Here is a 14,602-nt window from a genome sequence, read left to right as displayed (position 1 = left end):
CGACGCTGCCGACCCGGACAGTGTTGCCGCATCGGGGGAGGTGTGGACGTATTCTCCGGCAGAGGCGCGTTGAAGGGGCCGGTCGTCCATCATCAATCCACACAGTATTGAGGTGTGTGGTCAATGAACACAGTCGAACGCTGGAAACAGGAGAAACACCCGCTTGACGTCGTCGAAGACGTCAGGCGGTACGCGGACGAGGAGCTGAGTTTCGAGGAGATCGAGGCCCGCGCGGGCGACGGCGAGTGGGAGCGCCTGAAGTGGGCCGGGCTGTACGCCCACGGCCGGCAAGACGGGTACTTCATGCTGCGGACGAAGGCCCCGGGCGGCTACCTGTCACCCGAGCAGGCCGAGGTCGTCGGGGAGGTGGCCGCCGAGTACGCCACCGCGCCAGATGAGTTCGGCGGCGAGGACCAGAATCCGGTCTGGGGCGACGCCTTCCTCGACATCACGACCAGACAGGACATCCAGATGCACTGGATCGAAGTCGAGGACGTGCCCGAGATCTGGGACCGCTACGACGAGGTCGGCCTGACGACGATTCAGGGGTGTGGGGACTCGGCGCGGAACGTGCTCGGGTGTCCCGCCGCCGGGCTGGACGACCACGAGTGCTTCGACGCTCAACCCGTTGTCGACGCCGTCTCGGAGTTCTTCACGGAGAACCGGGAGTACGCGAACCTCCCGCGGAAGTTCAAGATGACCGTCACCGGCTGTCGGCAGGACTGCGCGCAGTCACAGATCAACGACGTGGGACTGACGCCGGCCCGCCGCGAGGTCGACGGCAAGCGGTACTACGGCTTCCACGTCCGGGTCGGCGGCGGCCTCTCGGACGGCCCGCGGATGGCGTCGGACCTCGACGTGTTCGTCCCGCCGGAAGACGCCGTGGAGTTCTGTCGCGCCGTGGCCCAGACGTTCAAGGAACTGGGCGACCGGAACAACCGCGGCGTCTGCCGGATGCGCTACCTCGTCCAGCAGCTGGGCCCCGAGCGGTTCGAGGAAGCGGTCCGGGACCGCTGTGCCGTCGACCTGCCGACCCGCGGCACCGACTGCACGGAGGGATACCGAGGCGATCACGTCGGCGTCCACGACCAGCGCGAGGACGGACTACACTACGTCGGGTTCAACGTCATCGCGGGGCGGATGGGCGGCGAGGAGTTCGCCCGCGCGGCGCGGGCCGCACGGGAGTTCGGGACCGACGACGCCTCGATACGGCTCGCGACGGACCAGAACTTCCTCGTGACGCACGTGCCCGAGGAGAACCTCGGCGACCTGCTGAACGAACCGTTCGCCCGGAACTACCGGCCGGACCCGGGCCCGTTCTCGCGCGGCGCGGTCGGTTGTACCGGCTCCGAGTTCTGTAACTACGGCATCATCGAGACGAAACGGCGCGTCCGTCGGTGGGCGAAGGCCCTCGACCGCCGCGTCGACGTGCCCGAGGAGATCGATGTCGTACGGATGCACATGTCCGGCTGTTCGGCCTCCTGCGCCCAGCCCCAGATCGCCGACATCGGCTTCCGTGGCGAGACCGTGCAGGTAGCCGACCCCGAGCGGACCACGAACGAGGAAGGGGACGCGATCGTCGAAGGGATGGACTTCGGGCTGGGCGGGAGCCTCGGGGCGGACAACGAGTTCCTCGACTGGGTCGAACACGCCGTCCCGGCCGACGCCGTCGTGCCGGCGCTGGAGGAACTGTTCGACGCCTACGCCGACGAGCGCGACGAGGGCGAGCGCTTCTACGAGTGGTGTCGCCGCGTCGGCAACGACCGCCTCCGTTCGGTCATGCGGCGCGCCGACGCCGACGTGGCCGGTGGCGTCGCGCACGGCGACGGCGGCGGCCGCGGGGAGGTGGCCGAGGATGACTGATCGGCGCTACCGGCGGCAGGTCGCACCGGCCGACGCCGCGCCCGAACTGGTGGACGGCGAGCGAGCCGACGCCGATCCGAGCCGCTGCGACCCCCCGCTGGTGACCGACGGCGGCGAACCGATGCCCGGCGTGCCGGGCGATGGGAGCGACGGCTGTGGCTGTGGGGACTCGTGTGGCTGTGGCGGTGGCGAACGCACTCGAGACGGCACGGAGCGCGCTCGACCGGACGGCGGCACCGGCGCGGCGAACGTCGAACCGGACGGGAAACTCAAGCCGATCCAGTTCACGGAGCCCGCATCGGGCACCAGTCAGGACGTGGAGAGCAGCCAACCGGACGAGCGCGTCGGCGTGCCCGACGGCGTCGACCTCGACACGCCCGGCTACGGCATCCGTGCGGAGATGAGCGACATCGAGGAACCGGACGGGAAGACGTGGTTCATGGAACTGGACGAGGCGGTCATCCAGGCCGACCGCTGCATCCAGTGTGGGACCTGCGTCGCGGCCTGTCCGAGCGACTCCATCGGCGTCGGCGAGGACGACCTGCCAGAGCTCGTGAAGATGTGTACCGGCTGTTCGCTGTGCTGGGACGTGTGCCCGCGCGGGGGCCTGCGGTACGAGCGCCAGTGGAAGATCACCGGCGGCGACGACAACGTCTCGGGCGCGGGCGACCCCATCACGGAGTACTCCGCGAAAGTCGAGGAGGACTGGCGCGAGAACGCCCAGGACGGTGGCCTCGTAACTTCGGTCCTGTGTCACCTGCTGGACGCCGGCGAGATCGACGGCGCGCTCATCGCGACCGAGAGCGACGACGCCGAGTGGAAGGCCGAGTCGTTCCTCGCGACGACGCCCGCCGAATGCATCGAGAACGCCGGGAGCTTCTACAACCAGACGCTCGCGCTCGGGAACCTCAACCTCGAGCGCTGGGCGCACAAGCTCGACGTGCCGCTCGCCGAGGCGTCGCTCGCGCTCGTCGGAACGCCGTGTGAGATCGAGGGAATCCGCGCCCTGCAGGACTTCGACTGGGACTACGCCGCCCAGGAGGACGGCGTCCGCGCGGTCGACTACACCATCGCGCTGATGTGTACGAAGAACTTCAACTACTACTCGCTCGTCGGTGAGCTCATCGAGGAGGAGCGGGGCATCGACCGGTCGGACATCGGCAAGCTGGACGTGCTCCACGGGAAGCTGATGGTCTACGGCGAGGACGGCGAGATGCTGCTGGAGGAGGACATCGAGGCGTTCCACGACGCCGCGCTCAAGGGGTGTGACGAATGCGCGGACTTCACGGGCTACTGCGCCGACCTCACCGTCGGATCGGTCGGCTCGAGCGACGAGTACTCCTCGGTCATCGTCCGCACCGAGCAGGGGCTGCGCGCGTGGGAACTGACGGAACCCGACCTCGACTACCACGACCTCGAGGACCGCTCGGCCATCGGGAAGCTCCAGGGCTGGGACAAGAAGAAGGCCTTCGACTCGCTGCAGCGGCCCTTCGACCCCGACGCCCCCCGGTTCATCGACTACACGGACCACGCCGATAACTACGGCACGACGCGCAACCCCCACGAGAGCGACCACTGACTCGCGGGGTGGCAAATCAGGGTGACATCACCGTTCACACCGGATTATTTCGTTGTTAAGCCCGAATTCGCCCGTCGGTCGAACGGATTTTGACCGTCAGACGATCGGGAGCGCGATCGTAAGCCGACCTTGTGTCGCCACTCTGGACGCGATATATCTGACTGTTCGCCTCCCTATGAGAGTGTCCGACACAATAGCAGTGGGTGAGATTACCAGTCGGGCCCGATTTCGTGAGTCTCGTCCCGACTTCGGGCGGAGACGCGACGAGCGAAACGGTCCGAGGCGGGCGGAGTCCCGGACCGTTCAGCGCGATAATCCCGCGTTTCGAGAGTGAATCGCGGATTTACTCACAGCCGCCCTGACACCGGCTTGCGGACTCGAACCCGGCCGGATCGAAACGGCCACCGCGGGCCGCGACGAGTCCGCAGTCGTGCCGTAGAGTCGATTTATCGCCAGAATTTCGACTCTGACAGCGTCACCGTGTGCGTTCGGACGGTGCTAAGACGCACCGTCGTCCGCACAGTCGATCCTTAGCAGGTCATTCATAAACTGCCCCGATATCGTTCGGTGAAACGCTATGGGAAGCCAGAGCAGTACACGACGGAACGTCATCAAACTCGCCGGTGGGGCGCTCGTCGCCCTCGCCGGCTGTAGCGACAGCGGAAGTAGCGGAACCCCGACCGAGGGCGGCGGTGCCGAAGGCCCGGGGACGGGGACCGAGTCCGGTATGGGCGAGACCACCGAGACCGAGTCGGGCATGGGTGAGACCACCGAAACCGAGTCCGAGATGGGCGAAACCACCGAGACCGAATCGGAGATTGGCGAAACCACCGACACCGACACGGGGCTGACTAACGAGACCGACACCGGCACGACGACCGAAACCGGAATGTCGGGCAACGAGACGTCGATCGGCAACGAAACGGGGACGCCCGGCAACGAGACCTCGCTCGGAAACGAGACCGCCACGCCCGGTAACGAAACCTCGCTTGGCAACGAGACCGCCACGCCCGGCAACGAGACCTCGCTCGGAAACGAGACGGCCACGCCCGGCAACGAGACGGCGACCGAGACCGAAGAGTAACGCCGGAGTCGTTCCGAACCGCCGTTCGATCCGTCGGGCCGGGAATCTCCCGGTTTCCGTCGGGGCCGTGTTGCGTTGCTATTCTCGGGCGGCTTCGACCGCGGCGACGAACTCCGCCGCCTGTTCGCGCACGCCGTCCATGTCGTCGTTCTCGATGGCCTCGTAGTTGACCAGCGCCGAGCCCGCTCCGACGGCGACCGCCCCGGCGTCGAAGAAGTCGTCGACGTTGTCCGTCGAGACGCCGCCGGTCGGCATGATCGGCACGTCGCCCAGCGGCCCCTGAATCGCGCCGATGTGGCCCGGGCCCACCGTCTTCGCGGGGAACATCTTCAGGATGTCCGCGCCGGCCTCCATCGCGTCGGCGGCCTCCGTCGGCGTCATGACGCCGGGGATGACGACGACGCCCTCGCGGTTGCACACGTCGATGACGTCCTCGTTGAGGTTCGGCGCGAGGACGAACTCCGCGCCGGCCTCGATGACGTTCCGCGCCGCAGCGGCGTCCATGACCGTCCCGGCACCGATGACGGCGTCGGTATCGGAGAGCGCCTTGTCGACGGCGGCGATCATGTCCGAACAGCGCTTGGCGTCGGCGGTGAGTTCCAGCGCAGTGACGCCGCCCTCGTGGACGGCCGTCGCCACGTCCACCATCTTCTCCTCGGGGATCCCGCGCAGGACCGCCGTGACGCCGCTGTCGACCAGTTTCTGCTGGACCGCTTGCTTGCTCGTCATGGGCGCACCTGCGACGGGGTGGCCCAAAAGCGTGACTGAAGGGCCCGCCCTACTCGTCGGGATCGTACGGCAGCGCGATGTCGGTCGGCGGCGCACCGACACCCAGCACGCGCACCGACGCCGCGGCGTCGTCGGGGTTGTGCGCGCGGTGCGGACTCTCCGGCTCCGCGACGAACACCTCGCCCGCGGGCACCTCGTACTCCCGTTCCGGCGTCTCGACGTGAAGCGTCCCCTCGACGACGTAGAACAGTTCCTCGCGGTGCTCGTGGTAGTGGTAGGTCCGGGGGAGCTGTTCGCCCGGAGCCATCTCGTAGGTAGCGGCGTGGAGCGCGTGGAGTTCGACGGCCTCGGAGAGGGCCCGCCGGTCGCAGGGGTAGTCGTCCGTCGCCGGCAAGTCCTCCGGGTCGAGCTGGTGGTAGGCCATACCGCCGGTGGGGCGGCGGCCGGCAAAAGCGTGGCCACGTCAGGCGAACAGCCAGACGAGGACGGAGAGTGTCCCGATGGAGACCACCGTCGACGTGAAGACGTTCAGCGACGCGAACGCCGCGTCGCCGCCCATCTCCGTCGTGTAGACGTACGTCGACACCGCGGTCGGCGCGCCGAACATCACGACCGCGGTCCCGAGCGCGGTCGAGCCGACCGGGAGCGAGGAGTACACCAGCCACGCCAGCGCCGGCATCCAGAGCACCTTCAGCGCGACCACGCTGGCGGTCTTCTCGACGTGGGCCGCCGGCAGGTCCGTGTCGAGCGAGGCCCCGATACACAGGAGCGCGAGCGGGAGCGCCAGTTCCGCCGGCACGGCGAGCGCGTCGACGAACGTACCGGGGACGGGCACGCCGAGGACCGACGCTCCGATACCCGCAGTGAGCGCGACGAGTACCGGGTTCGTGAGGAGTTTCTTACACTCGGCGACCATCGAGGCGTCGCTCCCGTTGATGCGGACCAGCAGGAACACCGTCACCGGGACGTGCGTGATCGAGCCGATGCCGAGGAGGACGCTCGCGACCGTCGTGGCGTCGCCGCCCATCGTCTCCGCGACGAGTGGGAGGCCGAGAAAGCCCATGTTGCTGTGATACGACTGGACGACCGAGACGCTCCGGTGATCGGCCGTCTCCAGCCGTCGGTGAACGAGCCAGCCGAGACCGATCGTCACGGCGATGACGACCCAGAAGCCGGCCAGTAGCGAGGGGGAGATGATCTCTCGCAGCGGTTCCCCGTAGGTGGACCGGAACACCAGCGACGGCAACGCGACGGTGAACACGAGCGTGGTGAGAACGTCGGTGCGCCGCTCGGTCAGGAGCCCGAGGTGGCCGGCGACGACACCGGCGGCGAGAAACGCGACCATGAACCCCAGTTGTCCGAGCACGCCCATACTGGGGTCCAGACGGGTCCCCCTCTTGACCCTTTCGTCGGCTGCAGATTTGGCGGATTAGACGGCCCCGAACGCGACGGCAAGCCTTTACCCGCGCGGTCGCGTACCTCGCTGCAACAATGGTACTCGACGATCTCGGGAGTTCGCTCCGGGGGACCCTCGACGACCTCCGGGGGAAGTCCCGCCTCTCAGAGGAAGACATCGCGGACATCGTCAAGGAGATCCAGCGGTCGCTGTTGCAGGCGGACGTGGACGTGGGCCTCGTCCAGGACCTCTCGAACAGCATCGAGTCGCGCGCGCTCGACGAGGAGCCCCCCGCCGGCACGACGCCGCGGGACTGGGTCCTGCGCATCGTCTACGAGGAACTGGTCGACCTCGTCGGCGAGTCCACCGACCTCCCGCTCGAAGAACAGACCATCATGCTCGCCGGCCTCTACGGGTCGGGGAAGACGACGACGGCCGCGAAGATGGCGTGGTGGTTCTCGACGAAGGGCCTTCGCCCCGCGATCATCCAGACCGACACCGACCGCCCCGGCGCGTACGACCAGGCCAAGGAGATGGCCGAGCGCGCCGAGGTGGAGTTCTACGGCGACCCGGACGAGGACGACCCGGTGACGATCGCCCGCGAGGGGCTCGCCGCGACCGAGAGCGCCGACGTGCGCATCGTCGACACGGCCGGCCGCGACGGCCTGAACGAGGAGCTCATCGAACAGATCGAGCGCATCGAGCGGGAGGTCCAGCCCGACCGGAACCTCCTCGTGCTCGACGCCGCGATGGGCCAGAGCGCCAAGAGCCAGGCCGCGGACTTCGAGGCGGCCATCGGCATCGACGGCGTCGTCATCACCAAGCTCGACGGGACGGCGAAAGGTGGCGGCGCGCTCGCCGCCGTCAACGAGACGGACTCGACCATCGCCTTCCTGGGCTCCGGTGAGACCGTCAAGGACATCGAGCGCTTCGAGCCCTCGGGCTTCATCTCCCGACTGCTCGGCATGGGCGATCTCAAACAGCTCACCGAGCGCGTCGAGCGGGCGATGGAGGAAACCCAGGAGGGCGACGACGAAGACTGGGACCCCGAGGACATGCTGGAGGGGCAGTTCACCCTCAAGGACATGCGCAAGCAGATGGAGACGATGAACAACATGGGGCCCCTCGACCAGGTGATGGACATGATCCCCGGGCTGGGCGGCGGCCTGATGGATCAGTTGCCCGACGACGCGATGGACGTGACCCAGGAGCGGATGCGGGACTTCGACGTCATCATGGACTCGATGACCGAGGAGGAACTGGAGAACCCCCGCGTCGTCGGCCAGTCTCGGACCGAGCGGATCTGTCGCGGCTCGGGCAAGCCCGAGGAGCGCGTGCGCGAACTCCTCCAGCAGCACAAGCAGATGGATCAGATGCTGAAGCAGTTCCAGGGCATGGGCGACGGCGACATGGAGCGGATGATGAAACAGATGCAACAGGGCGGCGGCGGTGGCGGCGGTATGGGCGGCATGGGCGGCGGCGGGATGGGTCCGTTCGGCGACTGAGGCGGCACGATTCTTCTCCCGGGCGACCAGTTACCCGAAAATAACGGGGTCGAACGTGTTCCCAGCGGTATCTGTCACGTTCGATGACCCGATATACGGACCAGAACTAAGGTGAGGCCACTCGTACCGAGGGAGCGAGCATGTACGAAATCGTTGCCGGCATCGACAAGAGCGAGGACCGTGGGCGCGCGATCGCGGAATCGATCACCGAGATGCCACTCGACCACAGCGATGTTCGCGTGACGCTGTTGCACGACTTCCAGGACAACCCCGAAGGAGCCTCCGTCGACCAGGTGGCGTCCGTCCGCCACGCCAGGGACATCCTCGAGGAGGTCGGCATCGAGGTGGTGCTCGAAGAGTCGAGCGGCGAGCCGGCAGACGCCATCCTCCGACTGGCCGACGACCAGGACGCGGAGATGATCGTGGTCGCCGGGCGCAAGCGGACGCCGACCGGGAAGGTGCTGTTCGGGAGCGTCACCCAGAGCGTGATTCTCGGGACGGACCGGCCGGTGCTGGTCTGTAGCGGCGACGAGAACTGAAAACGGAGACCGAAAAACCGGCTCAGGACCCGTAGACGTCTTCGACCCGCTCGGCGAGCGCCGACGGGTCGGTCCGGCCGGTGATGATCTCGACCGGCTCCCCGTCGTCGAACAGCACGAACGCGGGGGCCGCATTGACGCCGACCGAGCGGCAGAACTCGGGCGAGCGCTCGCCCGCGACGCCGCCGATCGGAACGCCCTCGGGGAACGCCGAGAGCACGTCGTCGAGTTGCTCTTTCATCGCTTCGCAGGGGTCACAGAACAGCTTCCAGACGGTGACGACACACCGCCGGTGACCCTCGACGAACGCCTCGTAGCTGTCGTCGTCCAGGTGCTCGACCCCGTCCGGCACCGGCGTCTCGGGACCGAGTTCCGTCGCCATCTGGGCCATCGTCGTCAGTTCCGGCAGGGAGTACGACTCCTCGACGGTCGACCGGAGCGTCAGGAACGTCGCGAACTCCTCGCGGGTGACGCCCAGTTCGTCGACGCGCTCGGCCGCCGCTTCGGGGGAGTCGAGGCCGAACACCTCGGCGACTGACTGGTGGAACTCGTCGTCGGGCATCGTCACGTAGGTGTCGTAGTACACCTCGCGGTCGGCCTCGAAGGCCTCGGTCGTGCTGACCGCGTCCGTCTCCGGGTCGACGACCACGACGCCCTCACGTTCGAGCGCGTCGATCAGCGCGTCCGGTTGCCGTGTCTCCGCCATCTCAGACACCCAGGTAGCGGTCTCGCGTCTCTTGGTCGTTTCGGAGCGTCTCCGCGTCCCCCTCGAAGACGACCGTCCCGCGGTCGAGGACGTAACACCGGTCCGCGATCTTCATCGCGGCGATGGCGTTCTGCTCGACGAGCAGGATGGTCGTCCCGTCCTCGCTGATGCGCCGGATGGCGTTCTCGACGGACTCGATGATCTGGGGGGCCAGCCCCTCGTACGGTTCGTCGAGCATCAGCAGGTCGGTGCTCTGGTGGAGCGCGCGGGCGATGGCGAGCATCTGCTGTTCGCCACCGGAGAGTGTCCCGGCCTTCTGTGACCGGCGCTCGTCAAGGCGCGGGAAGTACTCGTAGATCTCCTCGGTCGACATCCCCTCGTCGCGGAAGTCGAGGTTCCGTCCCCAGGTGTTGGACTTGTTGCGGACGGTCTCCGCGAGGTGGAGGTTCTCGGCGACGGTGAGGTCGGTGAACACCCGCCGCTCCTCGGGGACGAGCGAGACGCCGCGGACGGCGATGTCCTCCGGCGGTTCGTTCGTGATGTCGGTCCCGGCGAACCGGATCGAGCCGCTGCGGACGTCCGGCGGGGTCGCCCCGGAGATACAGCGCAGCGTCGACGTCTTCCCCGCTCCGTTGCGGCCCAGCAGCGCGGTGATCTCACCGTCGTCGACGTTCATCGACACGTCCTGGATGATGTGGCTCTCGCCGTAGTAGCCGTTGATGTCCTCGACTTCGAGCAGCGTCACTCCTCGACACCTCCCAGGTAGGCCTCCTGAACGGCCGGGTCGTTCTGGACCTCGTCGGGCGTTCCTTCGGCGATGACGGAGCCGCGGTTGAGGACGACGATGCGGTCCGAGATGTCGAAGACGATCTCCATGTCGTGTTCGACCAGCAGGAAGGTCAGGTCGAGTTCCCGCTTGACCTCTTTGATGAGTTCGACGGTCGATTTCGTCTCCTCGGGGGACATCCCCGCCGTCGGCTCGTCCATCAGCAGCATGTCCGGCTCCGCGGCGAGCGCGATACCGATCTCCAGCCGGCGCTTGTTCCCGTAGTCGAGGCTGTCGGCCTGTGACTCGCGCTCCTCGTAGAGCCCGACGGACTTCAGGACCTCGTCGGCGACCCTGGTGACCTCGGGATAGGCGTTCTCGTGGCGGAAGAAGTTGAACCGGAACGAACCGTGTTCAGCCGCGAGCGCCGCGATGACGGCGTTCTCCTCGACGGTCAGCTCCGGGAAGATCGACGCCGTCTGGAACGACTTGCTCATCCCCATCTGGACGACCTGGTGGGGCTCCATCCCGACGATGGAGTCGCCCTTGAACAGGATCTCGCCGTAGCTCGGATCGAGCCGCCGGGTGACGAGGTTGATGAACGTCGACTTACCCGCGCCGTTGGGCCCGATGAGACTGACGCCCTCGCCCTGTTCGATCGCCATGTCGACCTCGTCGACGGCCGTGAGGCCGCCGAACTGCTTGGTGAGCCGCTCGGTTTCGAGGACAGTCACGACTCCTCACCTCCGACGAGTTTCTCCCGGACGTAGTCGATACCGCCCCAGATGCCGTTGGGGAAGAGGACGACCATCACGACGAACACCAGACCGAGGATGAGGTGCCAGAAAGGTCCCAGCGTCGGGAACCCGCTGACGATGTTCTCGATGTACAGGTACAGTCCGGCGCCGAACAGCGGCCCGAACAGCGACCCGACGCCGCCGAGAACGGTCATGATGACGATGCGCCCGGACTCGGTCCAGTACAGCGACTCGAGGGGCACGTAGCTCCCCTCGATGGCGAACAGGCTGCCGGCGATACCGGCGAAAGCGGCCGAGATGATGAACGCCATCAGCTTGTACCGCCAGACGTTTAGCCCGACGAACTCCGCGCGGCTCTCGTTCTCGCGAATCGCACGGAACACGGTCCCGTACGGGGAGTGCAGGATGCGGTTCGCCATCGCCACCGACAGCACGGTGATGACGGCCACGAACACGTACACCATGTTGTCGACCAGTATCGACAGCGGGAACGGGACCCCGCCGTGGAGGTCGACGACGCCCAGCAGGTGCCCGATGTCCACTGACGTAAAGCCGTTCTCGCCGTTCGTGAGGAACGCGAGCGGCGACGCAGCGAGGTAGAACGACATCTGGCCGAACGTCAGCGTCAGGATGGCGAAGTAGATCCCGCCGCGACGGAGCGACAGGAATCCGACGATCCACGCCATCAGGACCGCGAACACCGTGCCGGCGAGCACAACGAGTAGCGGGGAGCTACTGACGCTCGCACTGAAGATGCCGGCCGCGTAGGCCGCGCCGCCGAAGAAGACGGCGTGGCCGAACGACAGCAGGCCGGTGTACCCGAGCAGGATGTCGAACCCGATGGCGAAGATGCCGTAGATGAGCATCAGCGTCGCCAGTTGCGTGTAGCCGTCGAGGTAGTTGTTGAACAGGAACGGGAAGACGGCGACGCCCACCAGCGTGAGCAGCACCGTCGATATCTCCCGGTCTCGGAAGTTGGCCCACTGGTCTGCGAGACCACCGCTGACCTCGTCCGCGTCAGTCGTCGCGGTGGGGGTCGCGTCGCGGGGTTCGTCGCTCACGAGACTTCCACCTCCGAACCCAGCAGTCCCTGCGGACGGACCAGCAGGATGACCGCCGCGAGCGCGTAGATGCCGACCTGACTCCAGGCGGCGTTGCCGGTCTGGATGAGGGCCACTTGCAGCGTGCCCAGCATCAGGCCAGCTACCACGGCCCCTTCAATTTTCCCGACGCCGCCGATGACGACGGTCAGGAACGCCGGCACCAACTGTTCGGTGCCGATGTTGGGGTTGACGTTGGCGAGCGGGCCGCCGACCACGCCGGCGACGCCGGCGAGTGCGGCGCCGATGCCGAACACGACGAGATACGGACGGCTCAGTTTGATCCCGAGCAGTCTGACCATCTCACCGTCGAGCGTCCCGGCCTGGACGATGAGCCCGAAGTCGGTGTACTCGACCAGCAGGTAGACGCCGAGTACGAGCACAGCCGTGATGGCGATGACGCCAAGCCGCCACCGCGGGAAGTTCCCGATGATCGGGAGCGCGATCGGGCCGGATGCCCACGAGGGCTGCTGGAACGGCTGGCTGTTTCCGCCGAGCAGCGCCCGGAGCGTCTCCTGAACGATGATCGCCAGACCGAACGTGACGAGAATCTGGTCGGTGTCCGGTCGGGAGTAAAACGCCTGTGCGACGAATCGCTCCATCAGGAGACCGATCACGAACACGACGATGGGGACGATAACGAGCGCGGCGATGAACCCGAGACCGATACCGTAGGACTGGATGCCCCACTCCGCCAGTTGGCCGTTCGTCAGCGGTACTTCTGTGGTGATAAACAGTCCCAGGTACGCACCCACGAGGTACAGCGCCCCGTGGGCGAAGTTGACGAACTTCAGCGTCCCGAGAATGATCGACAGCCCGACCGCAAGCAGGACGTAAATCGCGCCCTGTTGCAGGCCGTTCAATAGTAGCGTGAGGATGTCAGCTAGTAACGTCACCGTGCCACCCCACCACTGTGCGAGTATCTCAGTAATTCTTCATTTCTAATCATGACTAATGTTGATCTATCACGTAACGCGGTCCCTTGCATTATAAATCCTGAGGAGATTCGAGCGGCGTGTCAGGGTCGGTCCCTACTCGTCGCCGTAGTCGCCCAGTTCACACTCGGCGGCCGGACCGGAGTCACAGCCGTATCCGACGTCGTCGCGGGCGGTCAGTTCGACGATCTCGATGAAGTTCCCATCGGACTGCTCGCTCTCGGGCAGGCCGCGTGCGACCGGAATGGCCCGCTGTGCCTGGTGGTCGCAGGCGCGCATGAGTTCCTCGCCCATCCCGATGTTGCTGTACTCGTAGCCCTCCAGTTGACGGATGACCTCCGGCGGGTAGAACGTGCCCGCTCGCTCGGCGGCGGCCGCGTACTGGAGCGTCTGGGCGTAGGCCAGTTGTGCCGGACCGGACGGGGTCCGGTCGTATTCGTCCATGAACGCCTGCGTGAACGTGTTCGAGGGTTCGTTGTCGATCTGGGAGTCCCACGCGATGGTCCCGAAGATTCCCTCGATGGCACCGCCGGCGGCCTGGGCCATCGGCCGGTTGTACAGCGGAACGACGATTTCCATGTCCTCGTCGATGCCCGCGTCGACGGCCTGGGAGACGGAGTTCGCGCCGTCCAGCCCGTAGTGGTTCAGCACCAGCACGTCGGCCCCCGAGTTCGCGGCCTCTGAGAGGTACGAGGAGAAGTCGGAGGTACCCAGCGGCGTCGGGACGCTCTCGACCTGCGACCACCCGATATCGGAGAGGAACTGGTTCATCGACTCCTGCTGGGTCTGCCCCCAGGAGTAGTCGGCGTACAGCTGGTAGAAGGAGTTGTCCGAGCCGTACTCGCTCTCCAGCACCGGTGCGAGCGCCTGGCCCGTCATGTAGGCGTTGAACATCTCCCGGAAGCTGTAGCGGACGCAGTCCTTCCCGGTGGTGTCGTTCGAGTGCGTCAGACAGCACATGAACATGACCTTCTCCTGCTGACAGAGACCCTGCACGGCGATGGCCACTGCACTGGAGGAGCCCCCGGAGATCATCACCGCGTCGTCGCGGTTGATCATCCGCGAGGCGGACTGGCGGGCGGTGTCGGCGTCGGTCGCCGTGTCGCCGTTCACCGAGTCGACCGTATAGCCCAGGACGCCGTCGCCGCTGAGGTCCGGGAAGCTATCGACCCAGCCACCCCCGTTGTTGAGGTGCTTCTTCGCCAGTTGATACGCCCGGAGTTCGTCCTGCCCTTCGGAGGAATACGGCCCGGACTGCGGGACGTTGAACCCGAACGTGACCGTATCGCCCTCGACGGGGAAGTTCCCGAGCGACGGGTAGTCGGTACTGCCACCACCGTCGCCGCCGTCGCCACCGTCTCCACCACCGCCGTCGCCGCCATCACCGCCGCCGTCGCCACCGTCTCCACCAGAGCATCCCGCGAGTCCTGTCAGACCCGCGACCCCTGCAATTCCCGTACTCTTCAGCAGCCGTCGTCGACTAACCGATCTGCCATCAGTTGGCATAGTCCATACGGGGGGCCAATCTATCATAATAGTTGTGGAAGATTAAGTGAATGTTTCACTTGTGGGAAAAACCCGGACGAGGCGGTCTCCGGTTCGATTTCGTCAGAGCGTTTATCCCGCCGCGAGGGGAGAGGGA

Annotated in this window: 14 protein-coding genes; 5 read left to right on the top strand and 9 right to left on the bottom strand. The window is 66.5% G+C overall.

Annotation, left to right across the window (positions count from 1 at the left end; all coding sequences use genetic code 11):
* Positions 1 to 123 precede the first annotated feature (123 nt).
* From ACOZ4I_RS01685 to ACOZ4I_RS01675, 3 genes are all read left to right on the top strand, one after another.
* Complete coding sequence (locus ACOZ4I_RS01685) at positions 124 to 1,863, top strand: nitrite/sulfite reductase (RefSeq protein WP_424002390.1); 1,740 nt, start codon at positions 124 to 126, stop codon at positions 1,861 to 1,863.
* On the top strand, positions 1,856 to 3,442 hold the full coding sequence (locus ACOZ4I_RS01680; RefSeq protein ID WP_424002388.1) for a Coenzyme F420 hydrogenase/dehydrogenase, beta subunit C-terminal domain: 1,587 nt from the start codon (positions 1,856 to 1,858) through the stop codon (positions 3,440 to 3,442). Before ACOZ4I_RS01685 ends, ACOZ4I_RS01680 begins: the two co-directional genes overlap by 8 nt.
* Positions 3,443 to 4,019: 577 nt before the next feature.
* Positions 4,020 to 4,526, top strand: coding sequence for a cell wall anchor protein (locus ACOZ4I_RS01675; protein ID WP_424002386.1), 507 nt, complete (start codon positions 4,020 to 4,022; stop codon positions 4,524 to 4,526).
* Between the two features lie 78 nt (positions 4,527 to 4,604).
* Here ACOZ4I_RS01675 and ACOZ4I_RS01670 read toward each other — a convergent pair whose 3' ends face one another.
* Genes ACOZ4I_RS01670 through ACOZ4I_RS01660 form a run of 3 tightly spaced genes read right to left on the bottom strand, consistent with a single transcriptional unit; the run spans position 4,605 to position 6,627 of the window.
* Positions 4,605 to 5,255, bottom strand: coding sequence for a bifunctional 4-hydroxy-2-oxoglutarate aldolase/2-dehydro-3-deoxy-phosphogluconate aldolase (locus ACOZ4I_RS01670; RefSeq protein WP_424002384.1), 651 nt, complete (start codon positions 5,253 to 5,255; stop codon positions 4,605 to 4,607).
* A gap of 49 nt (positions 5,256 to 5,304) precedes the next feature.
* Positions 5,305 to 5,679: a cupin domain-containing protein gene (locus ACOZ4I_RS01665; protein WP_424002382.1), complete on the bottom strand. Its 375-nt coding sequence runs from the start codon at positions 5,677 to 5,679 to the stop codon at positions 5,305 to 5,307.
* A gap of 39 nt (positions 5,680 to 5,718) precedes the next feature.
* A complete protein-coding gene (locus ACOZ4I_RS01660) occupies positions 5,719 to 6,627 on the bottom strand; it encodes an AEC family transporter (protein ID WP_424002380.1) in 909 nt (302 codons plus the stop codon).
* A gap of 119 nt (positions 6,628 to 6,746) precedes the next feature.
* Here ACOZ4I_RS01660 and ACOZ4I_RS01655 point away from each other — a divergent pair, with 119 nt between their 5' ends.
* Positions 6,747 to 8,156 (top strand): signal recognition particle protein Srp54, encoded by a 1,410-nt coding sequence (locus ACOZ4I_RS01655; RefSeq protein WP_424002378.1) that lies wholly within the window; start codon positions 6,747 to 6,749, stop codon positions 8,154 to 8,156.
* A gap of 140 nt (positions 8,157 to 8,296) precedes the next feature.
* Positions 8,297 to 8,695 carry a universal stress protein gene (locus tag ACOZ4I_RS01650; protein ID WP_424002376.1) on the top strand — a complete coding sequence of 133 codons (399 nt, stop codon included), beginning with the start codon at positions 8,297 to 8,299 and terminating at the stop codon, positions 8,693 to 8,695.
* Positions 8,696 to 8,717: 22 nt separating this feature from the next.
* On the opposite strand, the gene ACOZ4I_RS01645 is transcribed toward ACOZ4I_RS01650, so the two are convergent.
* From ACOZ4I_RS01645 to ACOZ4I_RS01620, 6 genes are all read right to left on the bottom strand, one after another.
* Positions 8,718 to 9,401, bottom strand: a complete 684-nt coding sequence (locus ACOZ4I_RS01645; RefSeq protein ID WP_424002374.1) for a thioredoxin family protein — start codon at positions 9,399 to 9,401, stop codon at positions 8,718 to 8,720.
* Position 9,402: 1 nt separating this feature from the next.
* Entirely contained in the window at positions 9,403 to 10,146 is a 744-nt protein-coding gene (locus ACOZ4I_RS01640) for an ABC transporter ATP-binding protein (RefSeq protein WP_424002372.1), read from the bottom strand.
* The gene (locus ACOZ4I_RS01635) at positions 10,143 to 10,901 is read right to left on the bottom strand and encodes an ABC transporter ATP-binding protein (RefSeq protein ID WP_424002370.1); all 759 of its coding nucleotides are present in this window, start codon (positions 10,899 to 10,901) and stop codon (positions 10,143 to 10,145) included. Before ACOZ4I_RS01635 ends, ACOZ4I_RS01640 begins: the two co-directional genes overlap by 4 nt.
* Entirely contained in the window at positions 10,898 to 11,986 is a 1,089-nt protein-coding gene (locus tag ACOZ4I_RS01630) for a branched-chain amino acid ABC transporter permease (RefSeq protein ID WP_424002368.1), read from the bottom strand. Before ACOZ4I_RS01630 ends, ACOZ4I_RS01635 begins: the two co-directional genes overlap by 4 nt.
* Positions 11,983 to 12,921: a branched-chain amino acid ABC transporter permease gene (locus ACOZ4I_RS01625; protein ID WP_424002366.1), complete on the bottom strand. Its 939-nt coding sequence runs from the start codon at positions 12,919 to 12,921 to the stop codon at positions 11,983 to 11,985. The genes ACOZ4I_RS01630 and ACOZ4I_RS01625 overlap by 4 nt, the downstream gene beginning before the upstream one ends.
* A gap of 135 nt (positions 12,922 to 13,056) precedes the next feature.
* The gene (locus ACOZ4I_RS01620; protein WP_424002364.1) at positions 13,057 to 14,466 is read right to left on the bottom strand and encodes a substrate-binding protein; all 1,410 of its coding nucleotides are present in this window, start codon (positions 14,464 to 14,466) and stop codon (positions 13,057 to 13,059) included.
* Positions 14,467 to 14,602 lie beyond the last annotated feature (136 nt).

The organism is Haloarcula salina, from assembly GCF_049603855.1.
Lineage (GTDB): Archaea > Halobacteriota > Halobacteria > Halobacteriales > Haloarculaceae > Haloarcula > Haloarcula salina_A.
This window is presented reverse-complemented; position numbering and strand designations above follow the sequence as displayed.

Excerpts from the sequence above, each read along its gene's own strand:
- ACOZ4I_RS01685 (WP_424002390.1), top strand. The coding sequence starts at position 124 with ATGAACACAGTCGAACGCTGGAAACAGGAGAAACACCCGCTTGACGTC.
- ACOZ4I_RS01680 (WP_424002388.1), top strand. The coding sequence starts at position 1,856 with ATGACTGATCGGCGCTACCGGCGGCAGGTCGCACCGGCCGACGCCGCG.
- ACOZ4I_RS01675 (WP_424002386.1), top strand. The coding sequence starts at position 4,020 with ATGGGAAGCCAGAGCAGTACACGACGGAACGTCATCAAACTCGCCGGT.
- ACOZ4I_RS01670 (WP_424002384.1), bottom strand. The coding sequence starts at position 5,255 with ATGACGAGCAAGCAAGCGGTCCAGCAGAAACTGGTCGACAGCGGCGTC.
- ACOZ4I_RS01665 (WP_424002382.1), bottom strand. The coding sequence starts at position 5,679 with ATGGCCTACCACCAGCTCGACCCGGAGGACTTGCCGGCGACGGACGAC.
- ACOZ4I_RS01660 (WP_424002380.1), bottom strand. The coding sequence starts at position 6,627 with ATGGGCGTGCTCGGACAACTGGGGTTCATGGTCGCGTTTCTCGCCGCC.
- ACOZ4I_RS01655 (WP_424002378.1), top strand. The coding sequence starts at position 6,747 with ATGGTACTCGACGATCTCGGGAGTTCGCTCCGGGGGACCCTCGACGAC.
- ACOZ4I_RS01650 (WP_424002376.1), top strand. The coding sequence starts at position 8,297 with ATGTACGAAATCGTTGCCGGCATCGACAAGAGCGAGGACCGTGGGCGC.
- ACOZ4I_RS01645 (WP_424002374.1), bottom strand. The coding sequence starts at position 9,401 with ATGGCGGAGACACGGCAACCGGACGCGCTGATCGACGCGCTCGAACGT.
- ACOZ4I_RS01620 (WP_424002364.1), bottom strand. The coding sequence starts at position 14,466 with ATGCCAACTGATGGCAGATCGGTTAGTCGACGACGGCTGCTGAAGAGT.